Annotated in this window: 17 protein-coding genes; 14 read left to right on the top strand and 3 right to left on the bottom strand. The window is 61.3% G+C overall.

Annotated features, from left to right (window positions below; translation table 11 throughout):
- Positions 1–42 precede the first annotated feature (42 nt).
- The 3 genes from V7773_RS17240 to ccoM all read left to right on the top strand — a co-directional run bounded on the left by V7773_RS17240 (position 43) and on the right by ccoM (position 901).
- Positions 43–384 carry an aspartate-semialdehyde dehydrogenase gene (locus V7773_RS17240; RefSeq protein WP_092144282.1) on the top strand — a complete coding sequence of 114 codons (342 nt, stop codon included), beginning with the start codon at positions 43–45 and terminating at the stop codon, positions 382–384.
- A 94-nt stretch (positions 385–478) separates the two neighbouring features.
- Positions 479–640, top strand: coding sequence for a hypothetical protein (locus V7773_RS17235; protein WP_003198631.1), 162 nt, complete (start codon positions 479–481; stop codon positions 638–640).
- A 144-nt stretch (positions 641–784) separates the two neighbouring features.
- Complete coding sequence (gene ccoM / locus V7773_RS17230; protein WP_025212288.1) at positions 785–901, top strand: cytochrome c oxidase subunit CcoM; 117 nt, start codon at positions 785–787, stop codon at positions 899–901.
- A gap of 169 nt (positions 902–1,070) precedes the next feature.
- Here the strand turns inward: ccoM and V7773_RS17225 are convergent, their stop codons facing one another.
- Both V7773_RS17225 and V7773_RS17220 read right to left on the bottom strand, forming a co-directional pair.
- Positions 1,071–2,546, bottom strand: coding sequence for an inorganic phosphate transporter (locus V7773_RS17225; RefSeq protein WP_063322599.1), 1,476 nt, complete (start codon positions 2,544–2,546; stop codon positions 1,071–1,073).
- A gap of 365 nt (positions 2,547–2,911) precedes the next feature.
- The gene (locus V7773_RS17220) at positions 2,912–3,112 is read right to left on the bottom strand and encodes a hypothetical protein (protein ID WP_003198635.1); all 201 of its coding nucleotides are present in this window, start codon (positions 3,110–3,112) and stop codon (positions 2,912–2,914) included.
- 577 nt (positions 3,113–3,689) lie between these two features.
- Here V7773_RS17220 and pcaR point away from each other — a divergent pair.
- From pcaR to pcaC, 11 genes are all read left to right on the top strand, one after another.
- A complete protein-coding gene (gene pcaR / locus V7773_RS17215) occupies positions 3,690–4,532 on the top strand; it encodes a pca regulon transcriptional regulator PcaR (RefSeq protein ID WP_014336961.1) in 843 nt (280 codons plus the stop codon).
- 140 nt (positions 4,533–4,672) lie between these two features.
- Positions 4,673–6,019, top strand: a complete 1,347-nt coding sequence (locus tag V7773_RS17210) for an MFS transporter (RefSeq protein WP_072342041.1) — start codon at positions 4,673–4,675, stop codon at positions 6,017–6,019.
- Positions 6,020–6,327: 308 nt separating this feature from the next.
- A complete protein-coding gene (locus V7773_RS17205; protein ID WP_092463779.1) occupies positions 6,328–7,188 on the top strand; it encodes a CoA transferase subunit A in 861 nt (286 codons plus the stop codon).
- Complete coding sequence (locus V7773_RS17200; RefSeq protein ID WP_053178376.1) at positions 7,185–7,964, top strand: CoA-transferase subunit beta; 780 nt, start codon at positions 7,185–7,187, stop codon at positions 7,962–7,964. The genes V7773_RS17205 and V7773_RS17200 overlap by 4 nt, the downstream gene beginning before the upstream one ends.
- The gene (gene pcaF / locus V7773_RS17195) at positions 7,961–9,166 is read left to right on the top strand and encodes a 3-oxoadipyl-CoA thiolase (RefSeq protein WP_336074287.1); all 1,206 of its coding nucleotides are present in this window, start codon (positions 7,961–7,963) and stop codon (positions 9,164–9,166) included. The genes V7773_RS17200 and pcaF overlap by 4 nt, the downstream gene beginning before the upstream one ends.
- A 37-nt stretch (positions 9,167–9,203) precedes the next feature.
- Entirely contained in the window at positions 9,204–9,908 is a 705-nt protein-coding gene (gene pcaH, locus V7773_RS17190) for a protocatechuate 3,4-dioxygenase subunit beta (protein ID WP_092144292.1), read from the top strand.
- A 1-nt stretch (position 9,909) separates the two neighbouring features.
- Entirely contained in the window at positions 9,910–10,476 is a 567-nt protein-coding gene (gene pcaG, locus V7773_RS17185) for a protocatechuate 3,4-dioxygenase subunit alpha (protein ID WP_336074237.1), read from the top strand.
- Between the two features lie 330 nt (positions 10,477–10,806).
- The gene (locus V7773_RS17180; protein ID WP_063322593.1) at positions 10,807–12,105 is read left to right on the top strand and encodes an MFS family transporter; all 1,299 of its coding nucleotides are present in this window, start codon (positions 10,807–10,809) and stop codon (positions 12,103–12,105) included.
- 152 nt (positions 12,106–12,257) lie between these two features.
- A complete protein-coding gene (locus V7773_RS17175) occupies positions 12,258–13,622 on the top strand; it encodes a 3-carboxy-cis,cis-muconate cycloisomerase (RefSeq protein ID WP_336074235.1) in 1,365 nt (454 codons plus the stop codon).
- Positions 13,623–13,634: 12 nt separating this feature from the next.
- Positions 13,635–14,435, top strand: a complete 801-nt coding sequence (gene pcaD, locus V7773_RS17170) for a 3-oxoadipate enol-lactonase (RefSeq protein WP_092144296.1) — start codon at positions 13,635–13,637, stop codon at positions 14,433–14,435.
- 10 nt (positions 14,436–14,445) lie between these two features.
- A complete protein-coding gene (gene pcaC, locus V7773_RS17165; protein ID WP_063325152.1) occupies positions 14,446–14,838 on the top strand; it encodes a 4-carboxymuconolactone decarboxylase in 393 nt (130 codons plus the stop codon).
- Between the two features lie 206 nt (positions 14,839–15,044).
- Here pcaC and V7773_RS17160 read toward each other — a convergent pair.
- Positions 15,045–15,219: OprD family outer membrane porin (locus tag V7773_RS17160; protein WP_336074285.1), on the bottom strand; the 175-nt coding region annotated here is incomplete at its 5' end.

The raw sequence follows: 15,219 nt of genomic DNA, 5'->3' as shown, positions 1-15,219 counted from the left end.
CTGCCACTTTCCCAGCCGACAACCTGAAGACAGGAGACCTTTATGTTGCCACCCATGCTCCCTTTGAGCGCCGTACCTATCACCGCTCAACAGGATCCGGTTCGCCAGCGACCGGACATACCGCCCGTGGTCCCGGTGCAGCAAAGCTCCAACGAAAGCACCATCGACCTGCAGAGCCGCGACCCGGAAGAGGCCGCGCTGCTGTTGCGCGAGGAACAGCGTCGCCGGCAAGAGCGCGACAAGCGCCACCGCGAGGCCAATGAAGATCCTGAAGAACACCTGGCCGTACCGGGTACCGAACTCAACGCCGACAACACCGTGCCGGTGGTGCCGCTGATAGACGAAGAGTCGCGCCAGGGCTTGTGGGTCGATATCCAGATCTGATTCAGGCGTTTGCCGACGTACGCAGGCTGGTCAACGCCGTCAACACCCCGCATCATGGGCGCATCCGCAATTCACTGCACGATGCCCACACGCCATGAGCCAAGACGACAAGCTGATCGACCTCAGTGCCGAGCGCGCCAAGCGCGTTCACGACCTCAACGAAAAACGCCTCAATGAAGTCCGCCAGGCTTTCGAGCAGGCCATGCCGTTGGGCAAGCCCAAGAAAAAGTCGAAAAACAAACCGAAAAAGCGCTGAACCCCCTCGATCCATTGATGCAGATCAGTTATTTCCCCACCTTTTCGCCCCGTTGAGGGCGTTATTGACCCCGGTCAATTTTCATCCAGGCCTGATTGGTTAACTTGAACCCATCGCAACAGGGGCAAGACCAGGAGGCCAGTCATGTTTTTCGATAATGTGGTGTTTGCCGGTGTGTTGACGGTCGGCCTCATGTTCGTATTTTTCGCAGGTTTTGGATTATTCATCTGGAAAGACGCACACAAGCGGAAAAAACCGTAGGTCTTTCCGGCTAAAACGAGCACGCAAGGCATTTTGGGCGACTTCGGTCGCCCTTTTTTTTTGGCCAAATTTTCGCTGTTCCACACAAGACCATTGTGGGGGCGAGGTGTTTTAAGCATAAAAAAAGGTGCGACCCATCAGGATCGCACCTTTTTTGTGGCTGCGGGAATCAGCTGCCCAAGGCCTTGGACGCCAACCAGAACAGCCCGGCCGACAGCGCCACCGTTGCCGGCAGGGTCAGCACCCAGGCCAGCAGGATGTTGCGCACGGTGCCACCTTGCAGGCCGCTCTTGTTCGCGACCATGGTACCGGCCACGCCCGAAGACAGTACGTGGGTGGTGGAAACCGGCAGGCTGAAAATGTTCGCCGCGCCGATCATGCACGCGGTGGTGATCTGCGCCGACATGCCCTGGGCATAGGTCATGCCTTGCTTGCCGATCTTCTCGCCGATGGTCAGTACCACACGCTTCCAGCCGACCATGGTGCCCAGGCCCAGTGCCAGGGCGACCGCCAGGATCACCCAGAATGGGGCGTACTCGGTGGTGCCGGTCAGGTCCTTGCGCAGTTTGTTCAGGTCGTCTTTCTCACGGGCTGCCAGGCCTGGCAGTTTGCCAACCTTCTTCGCCGTGTCGTCCAGGCAGAGCAAGTAGCGACGCACTTCGATACGGCTTTCCGACGGCAGCGAATGGTAGTCAGCCACGCCCTTGAGGGTGTTGAGCAGGGCATCGATGGTGGGTTCGGTCTGCTGCGGGTTGCAACGGAATTTTTCCGGCAGATCGCCTTCCACGCTCTTGCCCAGCGCCAGGTATTCACCCAGGGATTCGCTGTTGCGCTGGTAGAACTGGCTCAGGTGCAGGGTCGCGTCGCGGGTCCGCTCGATCTGATACGTGGTGCTGCTCAGGTCGAGCACGAACTGCGAAGGCACGATACCGATCAGCACCAGCATGATCAGGCCGATGCCTTTCTGGCCATCGTTGGAGCCATGGACAAAACTGACGGCCATGGCCGAAATCACCAGTACCAGGCGATTCCAGAACGGCGGGTGCTTCTTGTCATCGATCTTGCGGCGCTGTTCCGGTGTCTTGTGCATCTTCGACAGCGGACGCCACCATTTCAGGCCGATCAGCACCAGGGCAGCGATCAGGAAGCCGGCCATGGGCGAGAACACCAGGGAGGCGCCGATATCGATCGCCTTCTGCCAGTTCACCCCATCGGCCAACGGGATATCGTTGATCAACGCATTGGCCAGGCCCACGCCGAGGATCGAGCCGATCAACGTGTGGGAGCTGGACGCCGGGATACCGAAGTACCAGGTGCCCAGGTTCCAGGTAATGGCCGCTGCGAGCAGCGAAAACACCATGGCGAGCCCGTGTCCGGTGTTCACATTGATCAGCAGCTCTACGGGCAGCAAGTGAACGATGGCGTACGCCACCCCCACACCACCCAGCAGCACGCCGAGGAAATTGAACACACCGGAAAAGAACACCGCCAGATGAGGCGGCATGGCTTTGGTGTAGATAACAGTGGCAACCGCGTTAGCGGTGTCATGAAAGCCGTTGATGAACTCGAAGGCGAGGACAAAAGCCAGGGCGAGCAAGAGGCTCACAAGCACCCAAGCATCCAGTCCGCTGAATAAATCGATCATGAAGGTTTTCTGACCCGGTCATAAGGGGGCGCGATTATGCCAGAAAACCATGGCAATCGATGCATTGCCTGCTCATCGGCAACATTCTTCAACGAAATAATTTGTAGGAATGGCTCTGGCGCGAGGTTTTCCGTGGGGCGCGTAACCCTTTGATTCAGGGGCGCAAAGCGTCCTGGAACCTGACCGCCGCCCCGTGTAGAGCACTTCGAGCGGTTGCATGAAATATCTGAAAAGAAGGTCGGCCATGAGCCTTCCCGGCCGTCGGGCGGGAGCGGATGGCGGCCCGCTCATGGCGGGCGTGCGCTGCGGTTTCCGGCCTGGATGGCGGCCGGAGACCTCTTCACAAGAACATCATGCCCAGCGCGTCACTGCTCTTCGGCTTTGAGTTCTTTTTCCATTTTCTGGAGTTCCTGGGTGAAGGCCTGGTCCTGAACGGTGGCGCGCTTACGCCAGGGTTTACGTTCCGGTTCAGGTTGTGCGGCGTAGGTGGTGATTTCCCCGCCGTAAACTTCCTTGTAACGTTGTTCCTGGCGCTCAAGTTCCGCGCGCAGTTCGTCTTTCGTCACAGTTGTACCTAATTAATTGAAATTGAATCTGGTGATACGCACTGCATGTAGACATGCAGACGGCCACGGCACCAGAGCTGACAGCTGACGTAGCATCAGGGCTTCGTGTTGTTGCCAATACAGGGGAAGCGACCTAAAGGTGCTTCGGGCGCCAGGGTATTACCAAGGTGCCTGCGTACGGGAGCGGTCGATTGGCCGTACCGTCGCTGAGTTGCATTATAGCGGTCCAGCTGAATAACACTATCGGGAAATATTTAAAGGGGCCTGTTGTTGTGTGAATCGATGTTTGTATGTGCAAACTTGTGTCAATCAGGTTTCAGAAGATGTCTGCTAGTGCCGATATCCTGATGCCGTTCAAGGCGACAAGTTCAATATCGCCCGCGCCTTCACGTCAAATCGCTTGTCACTCTCGCTCAACTTGTTATCGGGCGTTCGACGGCTGTCGAACTCATGATACCGGGCAGGATTGCGATTATCGGTTGCTGGTTCGATAATCGAACACTGTTGGCGATCCGGCCCTTGTCTGTCCGTCGGACAGCCGCTTGTAATAGCCGTCATTCCCCGGGAAGGACCAGACATGAACGACCAATTGCGCAATGCTTTCACTTCAGTCGCGCCACCGATCGTCGCCTCGCCGGCCAAGCGGATCCAGGCCCTGACCGGCGATCCCGATTTCATGACGTCCCTGGCCCGCGGGTTGGCCGTGGTCCAGGCCTTCCAGGAGCGCAAGCGGCACCTGACCATTGCCCAGATCAGCCATCGTACGGAAATCCCTCGCGCCGCCGTCAGACGTTGCCTGCATACCTTGATCAAGCTGGGCTACGCCACCACGGATGGACGGACCTATTCGCTGCTGCCCAAAGTGCTGACCCTGGGGCACGCCTATCTGTCCTCGACGCCGCTGGCCGTTTCTGCACAGCCGTACCTGGACCGCATGAGCGAGCAATTGCACGAGGCCTGCAACATGGCGACGCTCGAAGGCGACGACATCCTCTATATCGCCCGCTCAGCCACCACCCAGCGCCTGATTTCGGTCGATCTGTCGGTCGGCGGGCGTCTTCCAGCCTATTGCACTTCGATGGGCAGGATTCTCCTGGCGGCCCTGGATGACGCTTCGCTGCGCGACTACCTGGACCATGCCGACCTGCAAGCCAAGACCAGCCGCACCTTGCACACCCCCGAGGCATTGCTTGAATGCCTGGAACAGGTGCGGCAGCAAGGCTGGTGCATCGTCGACCAGGAGCTGGAACAGGGCCTGCGTTCGATTGCCGTGCCGGTGTACGACGCTTCCGGTCAAGTGGTGGCCGCGCTCAACGTCAGCACCCATGCCGGGCGGGTCAGCCGCAATGAGCTGGAACAGCGCTTCCTGCCAGGCCTGCTGGGGGCCAGCCGCGACTTGAGCGCGCAGCTGTTCACTTAAGCTGTTCGATAAACGCACAGAGTCGGCGGCGATGAATTGACGGTATTTGCCTGCCCTCATTAATGTCGCGCAGCGTCATCCGGCGTGTTTCGCCGGTCCCTGATCGTTCGCCTGCGTTTATCACGTGGAATAAAAATAAAATGAACCAGCCCCAGACCTCCGTAGGCAACTGCCTCGATGTGCAGTCCTTTATCAATGCCCAACCTATTTCGCGCTACCAGTGGCGGGTGGTGATTCTCTGTTTCCTGATTGTTTTCCTCGACGGCCTTGATACAGCGGCCATGGGCTTCATCGCCCCGGCGCTGTCCCAGGATTGGGGCATCGATCGCGCCAGCCTCGGCCCGGTGATGAGCGCCGCGCTGATCGGCATGGTGTTCGGCGCGCTGGGTTCAGGGCCGCTGGCTGACCGCTTCGGGCGAAAAGTCGTACTGGTGGGCGCGGTTCTGCTGTTCGGCGCGTTCAGCCTGGCCTCGGCCTACAGCACCAATGTCGATCAATTACTGGTGCTGCGTTTCCTCACCGGCCTGGGATTGGGCGCCGGGATGCCGAACGCCACGACCTTGCTCTCGGAATACACCCCTGAACGCAAGAAATCCCTGTTGGTGACCAGCATGTTCTGTGGCTTCAACCTGGGCATGGCCGGCGGTGGGTTCATCTCCGCCAAGCTGATACCGGCGTTCGGTTGGCATAGCCTGCTGCTGATTGGTGGGATCCTGCCGTTGATCCTGGCGGTCGTGTTGCTGTTCTGGCTGCCGGAGTCGGCGCGTTATCTGGTGGTGCGCAATCGCGGCACCGACAAGGTGCGCAAGACCCTGGCACCGATCGAACCGAACACGGTGGCCCAAGCGGCGAGCTTCAGTGTGCCGGAACAGAAAACCGTGAAAGCCCGCAATGTGCTGGCGGTGATTTTCTCCGGCACCTACAGCGCTGGCACCTTGCTTCTGTGGCTGACCTATTTCATGGGCCTGGTGATCGTCTACCTGTTGACCAGTTGGCTGCCGACCCTGATGCGCGACAGCGGCGCGAGCATGGAGCAGGCAGCGTTTATCGGTGCGCTGTTCCAATTCGGTGGCGTGTTGAGCGCTGTCGGGGTGGGTTGGGCGATGGACCGGTTCAATCCGCACAAGGTCATCGGCCTTTTCTACCTGATGGCGGGGGTGTTTGCCTACGCGGTAGGGCAGAGCCTGGGCAACATTACCTTGCTCGCCACCCTGGTGCTGGTGGCGGGCATGTGTGTCAACGGCGCGCAATCGGCGATGCCTTCGCTGGCGGCGCGTTTCTACCCGACCCAGGGTAGGGCCACCGGTGTCTCGTGGATGCTGGGCATCGGTCGTTTCGGCGCGATTCTCGGCGCCTGGATGGGCGCGACCCTGTTGGGCCTGGGCTGGAACTTCGAACAGGTCCTGACCGCCCTGGTGATTCCGGCGGCCCTGGCGACCACGGCGGTGGTGATCAAAGGCATGGTCAGCCATGCGGATGCCACCTGAAACCCCGAACCTACACCCCTGTGGCGAGGGAGCTTGCTCCCGCTGGGCTGCGTAGCAGCCCCAAAAAACAGGGCCGCTTCGTGCTGGAGCGCCAGCCCGGCCCAGCGGGAGCAAGCTCCCTCGCCACGGTTCTCGTTTTCGCTGTGTGGATAAATCGATAGCCAAACAACAATCTGTTCGATAAACGAACACTCAGTCGATTATCGGATTGTTTGGCTTTTCCCCCAGGCTTAATCTTCAGTCACTTCGGCGCTTAACCTCGCGCCTTTTTCTTCATGTCGGTCTACTGGAAAACGGGAGCCTGCCCCATGGCTGAAATCCTTTCGCTGCACGACGCGGTGAAGCAATTCGTCAACGACGGCGATACCGTCGCGCTCGAAGGCTTCACTCACCTGATTCCTACGGCGGCGGGTCATGAAATCATTCGTCAGGGAAAGAAAGATCTGACCTTGGTGCGCATGACACCTGACCTGATCTATGACCAGTTGATCGGCGCCGGTTGTGCTCGCAAGTTGATTTTCTCCTGGGGCGGCAACCCTGGCGTGGGGTCGTTGCACCGCTTGCGCGATGCCGTGGAGAAACAATGGCCGCGCCCGCTGGAGATCGAGGAACACAGCCACGCCGACCTGGCCAACGCCTACGTTGCCGGCGCCTCCGGCCTGCCGTTCGCGGTGCTGCGGGCCTACGCCGGTTCCGACCTGCCGAAGGTCAACCCGCTGATCAAGAGCGTGACCTGTCCCTTCACCGGTGAAGTACTGGCCGCTGTACCTTCGGTGCGCCCGGACATCACGGTGATCCACGCCCAGAAAGCCGACCGCAAGGGCAACGTGCTGCTGTGGGGCATTCTCGGTGTGCAGAAAGAAGCCGCCTTGGCCGCCAAGCGTTGCATCGTCACCGTGGAAGAAATTGTCGACGACCTGAATGCACCGATGAACGCTTGCGTACTGCCGACCTGGGCATTGAGCGCCGTGTGCCTCGTGCCGGGTGGCGCTCATCCGTCCTACGCCCACGGCTATACCGAGCGTGACAACCGTTTCTACCAGGCGTGGGATCCGATCGCCCGGGACCGTGAGACCTTCACCGCATGGATCAACGAATACATCCATGGCACTAAAGACTTCAGTGAATTCCAGGCCAGACTGGCAGCCGCTTCGCAGGTGAAACCATGACTTACTCCACCAACGAAATGATGACCGTCGCCGCGGCGCGTCGCTTGAAGAACAATGCCGTGTGCTTCGTTGGCATCGGCCTGCCGTCGAAAGCGGCCAACCTGGCACGGCTGACCTCATCGCCGGACGTCGTGCTGATCTACGAATCCGGCCCGATCGGTGCCAAACCCAGCGTACTGCCGCTGTCCATCGGCGACGGTGAGCTGGCGGAAACCGCCGATACCGTCGTGCCGACCGGTGAGATTTTTCGCTATTGGCTGCAGGGCGGGCGTATCGACGTCGGTTTCCTGGGGGCGGCCCAGGTCGACCGTTTCGGCAACATCAACACTACGGTGGTGGGCGATTACCATCAGCCGAAAGTCCGCCTGCCGGGTGCGGGTGGCGCGCCGGAAATCGCCGGCTCGGCCAAGAGCGTGTTGATCATCCTCAAGCAGTCGGCGCGTTCGTTTGTCGACAAGCTGGATTTCATCACTTCGGTCGGCCACGGTGAAGGCGGCGATTCGCGCAAGCGCCTGGGCCTGCCGGGTGCCGGTCCCGTCGGTATCATCACCGACTTGTGCATCATGGAACCGGAAGCCGGCACCCATGAATTCGTGGTCACCGCGCTGCACCCCGGCGTAACCCGCGAGCAAGTCATTGCCGCCACCGGATGGGCGATCCGTTTCGCCGACCAGGTGCAAACCACCGCCGAACCGACCGAGGTAGAGCTGCGCGCACTGCGCGATCTGGAAGCTCGCACCGCGGCGGCCCATGGCCAGGCACCGGGAGAAGCCTGATGCGCGACGTTTATATCTGTGATGCGATTCGAACCCCCATCGGTCGGTTTGGCGGCGGTTTGTCCGCCGTGCGTGCCGATGACTTGGCGGCGGTGCCGATCAAGGCGCTGATGGAGCGCAACCCATCGGTGGACTGGAGCGCGGTGGACGAAGTGTTTCTTGGCTGTGCCAACCAGGCCGGCGAAGACAACCGCAACGTGGCGCGCATGGCGCTGCTGTTGGTGGGCCTGCCGGACAGCATTCCCGGTGTGACCATCAACCGTCTATGCGCCTCGGGCATGGACGCCATCGGCACGGCGTTCCGCGCCATCGCCAGCGGTGAGATGGAACTGGCCATCGCCGGTGGCGTGGAGTCGATGTCCCGTGCGCCGTTCGTGATGGGCAAGGCCGACGCGGCGTTTTCCCGCAACATGAAGCTGGAAGACACCACCATCGGCTGGCGTTTCATCAACCCATTGATGAAGGCCCAGTACGGCGTGGATGCGATGCCGCAGACCGCTGATAACGTGGCTGATGACTATGCCGTGTCCCGCGCCGACCAGGACGCTTTCGCCTTGCGCAGCCAACAGCGCACGGCAGCGGCCCAGGCGGCAGGTTTTTTCGCCGAAGAAATCGTGGCGGTGCGCATTGCCCACAAGAAAGGTGAAACCGTGGTCGAGCAGGATGAACATCCTCGCGCCGACACCACCTTGGAAACCCTGGGCAAACTCAAGCCGGTCAACGGCCCGGACAAGACCGTCACCGCCGGCAACGCCTCGGGTGTCAACGACGGTGCGGCGGCGCTGATCCTGGCCTCGGCCGAAGCGGTAAAGAAACATGGCCTGACGCCGCGTGGCAAAGTGCTGGGCATGGCCAGTGCCGGCGTGGCGCCACGGGTGATGGGCATCGGCCCGGTGCCGGCGGTGCGCAAACTCACTGAACGGCTGGGCCTGGCGGTCGCCGATTTCGACGTGATCGAACTCAATGAAGCCTTTGCCAGCCAGGGCCTGGCCGTGCTGCGTGAGTTGGGGTTGGCGGACGATGCGCCGCAGGTCAACCCGAACGGCGGCGCCATCGCCCTCGGCCATCCGCTGGGCATGAGCGGGGCGCGTCTGGTGTTGACGGCGTTGCACCACCTGGAAAAGACCGGCGGCAAGAAAGGCCTGGCGACCATGTGTGTCGGCGTCGGCCAAGGCCTGGCGTTGGCAATCGAACGCGTCTGACGCGTCGTTCTACTAATAAGAAACCGAGGAACGCTCCATGACTGACAAGCCTGGTTATCGTCGCCCCCAAGCGGGCACCCAGCCGGAGTATCTGCACCCGCCGTACCAGTCCACCAACCTGCGCTCGCCGTCCAAGCCGTTGGTGTTCCTGCCGCATTCGCTGTCGGAAATTACCGGCCCGACTGTCGGTGCCGACCGCGTGCAAGAGAAGGACCACGACCTGACCGCCCAGCATGCCGGCGAGCCGCTGGGGGAGCGGATCATCATTCACGGGCGCGTGCTGGACGAGCATGGCCAGCCGGTGCCGGGCATCCTGGTGGAGATCTGGCAGGCCAACGCCGCCGGTCGCTACAACCATGACCGTGACAACCATGACGCGCCGCTGGACCCGAATTTCACCGGCACCGGTCGTACCGTCACCGATGCTGACGGCTGGTATCAGTTCCAGACCATCAAGCCCGGCGCCTATCCGTGGGGCAACCACCACAACGCCTGGCGCCCGGCGCACATCCATTTCTCACTGTTCGGGCCGAGCATTCTGACGCGGCTGGTGACGCAGATGTACTTCCCTGGCGATCCGTTGCTGGAATACGACCCGATCTACAACTGCGTGCCGGACACGAGTGCCAAGGAACGCCTGATCGCCCGTTTCGACCTGGAAAAAACTGTCCCTCACTACGCCCTCGGTTACCGCTGGGACATCGTCTTGCGCGGCCGCGATGCCACGCCGATGGAGAAATAAGATGACGCTCACCGCCACCACATCCCACACCGTTGGCCCGTACTACCACATCGGCCTGACCTGGCTGAACCGCGAAGACCTGACCGTCGCCGAAACCCTCGGCCAACGCGTGGCGATCACCGGGCAGGTGGTCGACGGCAACGGCCAGTTCGTCAACGACGCGATGCTGGAAGTCTGGCAGGCCAACGCCGCCGGCAAATACGCCCACCCGGAAGACGACCAGGACAAACCCCTGGACCCGAATTTCGAAGGCTTCGGCCGGGTGCCGGTGGACGCCGAAGGGCGCTTCCGCTTTACCACCATCAAGCCGGGCACTGTGCCAGGGTTGAACGGTACGACCCAGGCACCGCATCTGGTGGTGCTGGTGTTCGCTCGCGGGCTGGTCAAGCATTTGCTGACGCGTATCTATTTCGACGGCGAACAGGCCAATGAAACCGACCCGCTGCTGGCCTGCGTACCCGAGGAACGGCGCGGCACAATCGTGGCCAAGCCTGATGCTTCGGGCGTGTACCAGTGGAACGTGATCCTGCAGGGCACGGATGCCGAGACGGTGTTCTTCGATTACTGACTCATGATTTTCCTGTGGCGAGGGAGCTTGCTCCTGCTCGGCTGCGAAGCAGTCGCAAAACCAGGCACTGAGGTCATCCTGATACACCGGGTCGCCGGCTTTGGGCTTGCTGCGCAAGCCAGCGGGAGCAAGCTCCCTCGCCACAGGGGATATGAACCCAGCCCGGAAGTGTATGAACTCACAGGACCACAGCAATAGCATGAACCCTGTGGGAGCGAGCTTGCTCGCGATGGCGGCGCTACAGGCGCTACTGCTTGAAAGACCGTTTGTGGAACGGGACTGTTACTAAGTGTGTCTAGACTTCGTCAGTCCCCAACGAGTGAATAATCCATGGCCACCCCAATCATCAGCCACTATACCGGCGAAGAACGTAGCAAGCGTATCTTCGCCATCGTCGGTGCTTCATCCGGCAACCTGGTCGAATGGTTTGACTTCTATGTCTATGCGTTCTGCGCAATTTATTTCGCCCCGGCGTTCTTCCCCTCGGACAACCCCACGGTGCAACTGGTCAACACGGCCGGTGTGTTCGCCGCCGGGTTCCTGATGCGGCCCATCGGCGGTTGGATTTTCGGCCGGGTGGCGGACCGTCACGGACGTAAGAATTCGATGATGATCTCGGTGCTGATGATGTGCTTCGGCTCATTGCTCATCGCCTGCCTGCCCACCTACAAGGACATCGGCGTCTGGGCGCCGCTGCTGCTGTTGTTCGCGCGCTTGTTGCAAGGCCTGTCAGTGGGCGGCGAATACGGCACCACCGCCACCTATATGAGCGAAGTCGCCCTCAAGGGGCAGCGCGGTTTTTTTGCTTCGTTCCAATACGTGACGCTGATCGGCGGGCAACTGCTGGCGGTGTCGTTGGTGGTGATCCTGCAGCAGTTTCTCAACGAAGACGAACTGCGCGCTTATGGCTGGCGGATTCCATTTGTGGTGGGGGCCGTGGCTGCATTGATTTCCCTGTTCCTGCGGCGCTCCCTGAAGGAAACCAGTAGCAAGGAAATGCGCGAGAACAAGGACGCTGGCAGCATCATGGCGCTGTTTCGCGACCACAAGGCCGCGTTCATCACCGTGCTGGGCTACACCGCCGGCGGCTCGCTGATTTTCTACACCTTCACCACCTACATGCAGAAATACCTGGTGAACACCGCCGGCCTGCACGCCAAGACCGCCAGCTACATCATGACCGGCGCGCTGTTCCTGTACATGTGCATGCAGCCGCTGTTCGGCATGCTGGCGGACAAGATCGGCCGGCGTAACTCCATGCTCTGGTTCGGTGGCCTGGGGGCGTTGTGCACCGTGCCGATCCTGCTGACCCTGAAAAGCATCAGCAGCCCGTTCCTGGCGTTTGTCCTGATCACGTTGGCGCTGGCGATCGTCAGCTTCTACACCTCCATCAGCGGCCTGGTGAAAGCGGAAATGTTTCCACCTGAAGTGCGGGCGCTGGGAGTAGGGTTGGCTTACGCGGTGGCCAATGCGATTTTTGGCGGCTCGGCGGAGTACGTTGCCCTGAGCCTGAAAGCCCAGGGCATGGAAAACGCTTTTTATTGGTATGTCACGGTGATGATGGTGGTGGCGTTCCTGTTCAGCCTGCGCCTGCCCAAGCAGCCGGCGTATTTGCACCATGACCTTTGAACCCACCTGATCATTTGAGGCTTGTTTGAGTCATTGTGGCGAGGGAGCTTGCTCCCGCTGGGCTGCGTAGCAGCCCTCTCTTGTGAGCGCTTCGCACTCAAGCGGGAGCAAGCTCCCTCGCCACGGGACATCTACCTTCCCAAGGACTGTTTATGAGCGAACGACCGGGCAATCAACTATTCGATGCCTACTTCACCGCCCGCGACATGCGCGAGGTGTTCTGCGATGCGGGCCGGGTCCAGGCCATGCTTGACGTCGAAGCCGCCTTGGCCCGGGCCGAGGCGCGGGTCGGGGTGATTCCGCAAAGTGCCGTGGCGCCGATCGAGCAGGCTTGTCGTGCGCAGCTGTACGATTTTTCGGCACTGAGAGAAGCGATCGCCAGTGCTGGCAATTCGGCTATCCCGCTGGTCAAGGCGTTGGGCAAGCGCATCGCCGCCGAGGATGCCGAAGCCGAGCGCTACGTGCATCTGGGCGCCACCAGCCAGGACGTGATGGACAGTGGGCTGGTGCTGCAACTGCGCCTGGCCTTGGGGCTGATCGAAGGCGAGCTGGCGCAGTTGGCCGCCACCCTGGCCCGACAAGCCGAGCACTACGCCGCCACGCCGCTGGCCGGACGCACCTGGCTGCAGCACGCCACGCCGGTGACCCTGGGTATGAAAATCGCCGGTTGGCTGGGAGCAATCACCCGCAGTCGCCAACGTTTGAAAGAACTCAAGCCGCGTTTGCTGGTGCTGCAGTTTGGCGGTGCTTCCGGCACCCTCGCGGCCTTGGGTGAACACGCCTTGCCCATCGCCGAAGCCTTGGCCGCCGAATTGCAACTGAACCTGCCCGAGCAGCCGTGGCACACCCAGCGCGATCGCCTGGTGGAGTTCGGTTCCGTGCTGGGCTTGATCGCCGGTAGCCTGGGCAAGCTGGGCCGCGACATCAGCCTGTTGATGCAGACCGAGGCCGGCGAAGCGTTCGAGCCCTCGGCGCCGGGCAAGGGTGGTTCGTCCACCATGCCGCACAAGCGCAACCCGGTGGGCGCGGCAGTGCTGATCGGCGCGGCGACGCGAGTGCCTGGCTTGTTGTCGACGCTGTTCAGCGCCATGCCCCAGGAACACGAGCGCAGCCTGGGCCTGTGGCACGCCGAATGGGAAACCCTGCCGGAGATCTGCTGCCTGGTGTCCGGTGCCTTGCAGCAGGCGCGGCTGCTGGCCGAAGGGTTGGAAGTGGACGCGGCGCGCATGGCCCGCAACCTGGAACTGACCCAGGGGCTGGTGCTGGCCGAAGCGGTGAGCATCGTCCTGGCCCAGCGTGTGGGACGCGACGCGGCGCACCATCTGCTGGAGCAATGCTGCAAGCGCGCCGTGGCCGAACAACGGCATTTGCGTGATGTGCTGGGGGATGAACCTCAGGTCACTGCGCAGTTATCCGCGACCGAGCTTGATCATCTGCTCGACCCGGCGCACTACCTCGGACAAGCCCAGACCTGGGTCGCCCGGGCCGTGGCCGAACACCTTGCCTTGAACGCCTGAAAGGAGATTGTTGTGGGATTCGTCAAACTCGCCGAGGGCGATCTGAACTATCGTTTTGATGGGCCGCAAGACGCCCCTGTGCTGGTGCTCTCCAACTCCCTGGGCACCGATCTGCACATGTGGGACGAGCAGGTCGCGGCTTTCAGCGAACACTTTCGCGTGCTGCGCTTCGACACGCGCGGCCATGGCCAGTCGTTGGTCACGGAAGGGCCGTACAGCATCGAGCAACTGGGTCGCGATGTGCTGGCGATGCTTGATCAGTTGAACCTCGACAAGGTGCATTTCTGCGGCTTGTCCATGGGCGGGTTGATCGGCCAATGGCTGGGCATCAACGCCGGCGAGCGCCTGTACAAACTGGTGGTGTGCAACACCGCGGCCAAGATCGGCGATCCGTCGGTGTGGAACCCGCGCATCGAAACCGTGCTGCGCGACGGCAAGGATGCGATGGTGGCGTTGCGCGATGCTTCGATCGCCCGCTGGTTTACTGCGGATTTTTCCGAGGCTCATCCTGCGAAGGTGAAGAAAATCACCGACATGCTCGCTGCCACATCGCCCCAAGGCTACGCGGCCAACTGCGCGGCTGTGCGTGATGCCGATTTCCGCGAGCAGTTGTCGTCGATTCGCGTGCCGCTGCTGGTGATCGCCGGCACCGAAGATGCCGTGACACCGCCGTCGGGTGGGCACTTTATCCAGGAGCGGGTCAGTGGCGCGGAGTACGCCGAGTTCTACGCCGCGCACCTGTCCAACGTCCAGGCCGGCGCCGCCTTCAGCGCGCGGGTGCTGGATTTCCTGCTTGATTCTGGCCGTGCCTGAGGAGTTTTTTGTGGACGAGAAACAACGTTACGATGAAGGTATGCAAGTACGCCGCGCGGTGCTGGGCGATGCCCACGTCGATCGCAGCCTCAATGCCCTGACCGAGTTCAACAGCGAGTTCCAGGAGATGATCACCCGCCATGCCTGGGGCGACATCTGGACTCGCCCGGGCCTGCCGCGCCATACCCGTAGCCTGATTACCATCGCCATGCTGATCGGCATGAACCGCGCCGAAGAACTCAAGCTGCACCTGCGCGCCGCCGCCAACAATGGCGTGAGCCGCAGCGAGATCAAGGAAGTGATCATGCAGAGCGCCATCTACTGCGGCATCCCGGCGGCCAACGCCACGTTTCATCTGGCCGAGTCGGTGTGGGACGAACTGGGCGTCGAATCGCGGGCTTAAGGGGTTACCTCATTTCCTGTGGGAGCGAGCTGGCTCGCGATAGCGGTGGTTCAATTGATGGGGGATGTTGAATGTGATGACGCCATCGCGAGCAAGCTCCCACACTGGATCTTCAGTGAGCGCTGATTTTGTACTCGGCACCGATTCCCTGTGGAAGCTAGTCTGCTCGCAATGACGGTGGTACAGCCTCCATCCATGTTTGGCTTTTACAGCAGGCTGAGCGGATAGCTGATGATCAACCGGTTCTCATCGAACTCATTGGTGCTGTAATCCCGACGCATCGTCGAGTTACGCCACTTCACGTTGAGACTCTTCAACGCGCCGCTCTGCACGGTGTAGGCCAGCTCACTTTCCCGACCCCATTCCTTGCCGTCGTCGACC

This window comes from Pseudomonas sp. 3JA (assembly GCF_036961705.1).
In the GTDB taxonomy this organism is placed as follows: Bacteria; Pseudomonadota; Gammaproteobacteria; order Pseudomonadales; family Pseudomonadaceae; genus Aquipseudomonas; species Aquipseudomonas fluorescens_Q.
The sequence above is the reverse complement of the archived record's forward strand: the minus strand, read 5'-3'. Positions and strand labels throughout refer to the sequence as shown.

Coding starts and splice junctions, on each gene's coding strand:
- pcaH (WP_092144292.1), top strand. CDS start 9,204: ATGACTGACAAGCCTGGTTATCGTCGCCCCCAAGCGGGCACCCAGCCG.
- V7773_RS17180 (WP_063322593.1), top strand. CDS start 10,807: ATGGCCACCCCAATCATCAGCCACTATACCGGCGAAGAACGTAGCAAG.
- pcaR (WP_014336961.1), top strand. CDS start 3,690: ATGAACGACCAATTGCGCAATGCTTTCACTTCAGTCGCGCCACCGATC.
- V7773_RS17235 (WP_003198631.1), top strand. CDS start 479: ATGAGCCAAGACGACAAGCTGATCGACCTCAGTGCCGAGCGCGCCAAG.
- V7773_RS17200 (WP_053178376.1), top strand. CDS start 7,185: ATGACTTACTCCACCAACGAAATGATGACCGTCGCCGCGGCGCGTCGC.
- pcaG (WP_336074237.1), top strand. CDS start 9,910: ATGACGCTCACCGCCACCACATCCCACACCGTTGGCCCGTACTACCAC.
- V7773_RS17240 (WP_092144282.1), top strand. CDS start 43: ATGTTGCCACCCATGCTCCCTTTGAGCGCCGTACCTATCACCGCTCAA.
- V7773_RS17225 (WP_063322599.1), bottom strand. CDS start 2,546: ATGATCGATTTATTCAGCGGACTGGATGCTTGGGTGCTTGTGAGCCTC.
- ccoM (WP_025212288.1), top strand. CDS start 785: ATGTTTTTCGATAATGTGGTGTTTGCCGGTGTGTTGACGGTCGGCCTC.
- V7773_RS17205 (WP_092463779.1), top strand. CDS start 6,328: ATGGCTGAAATCCTTTCGCTGCACGACGCGGTGAAGCAATTCGTCAAC.
- V7773_RS17175 (WP_336074235.1), top strand. CDS start 12,258: ATGAGCGAACGACCGGGCAATCAACTATTCGATGCCTACTTCACCGCC.
- V7773_RS17210 (WP_072342041.1), top strand. CDS start 4,673: ATGAACCAGCCCCAGACCTCCGTAGGCAACTGCCTCGATGTGCAGTCC.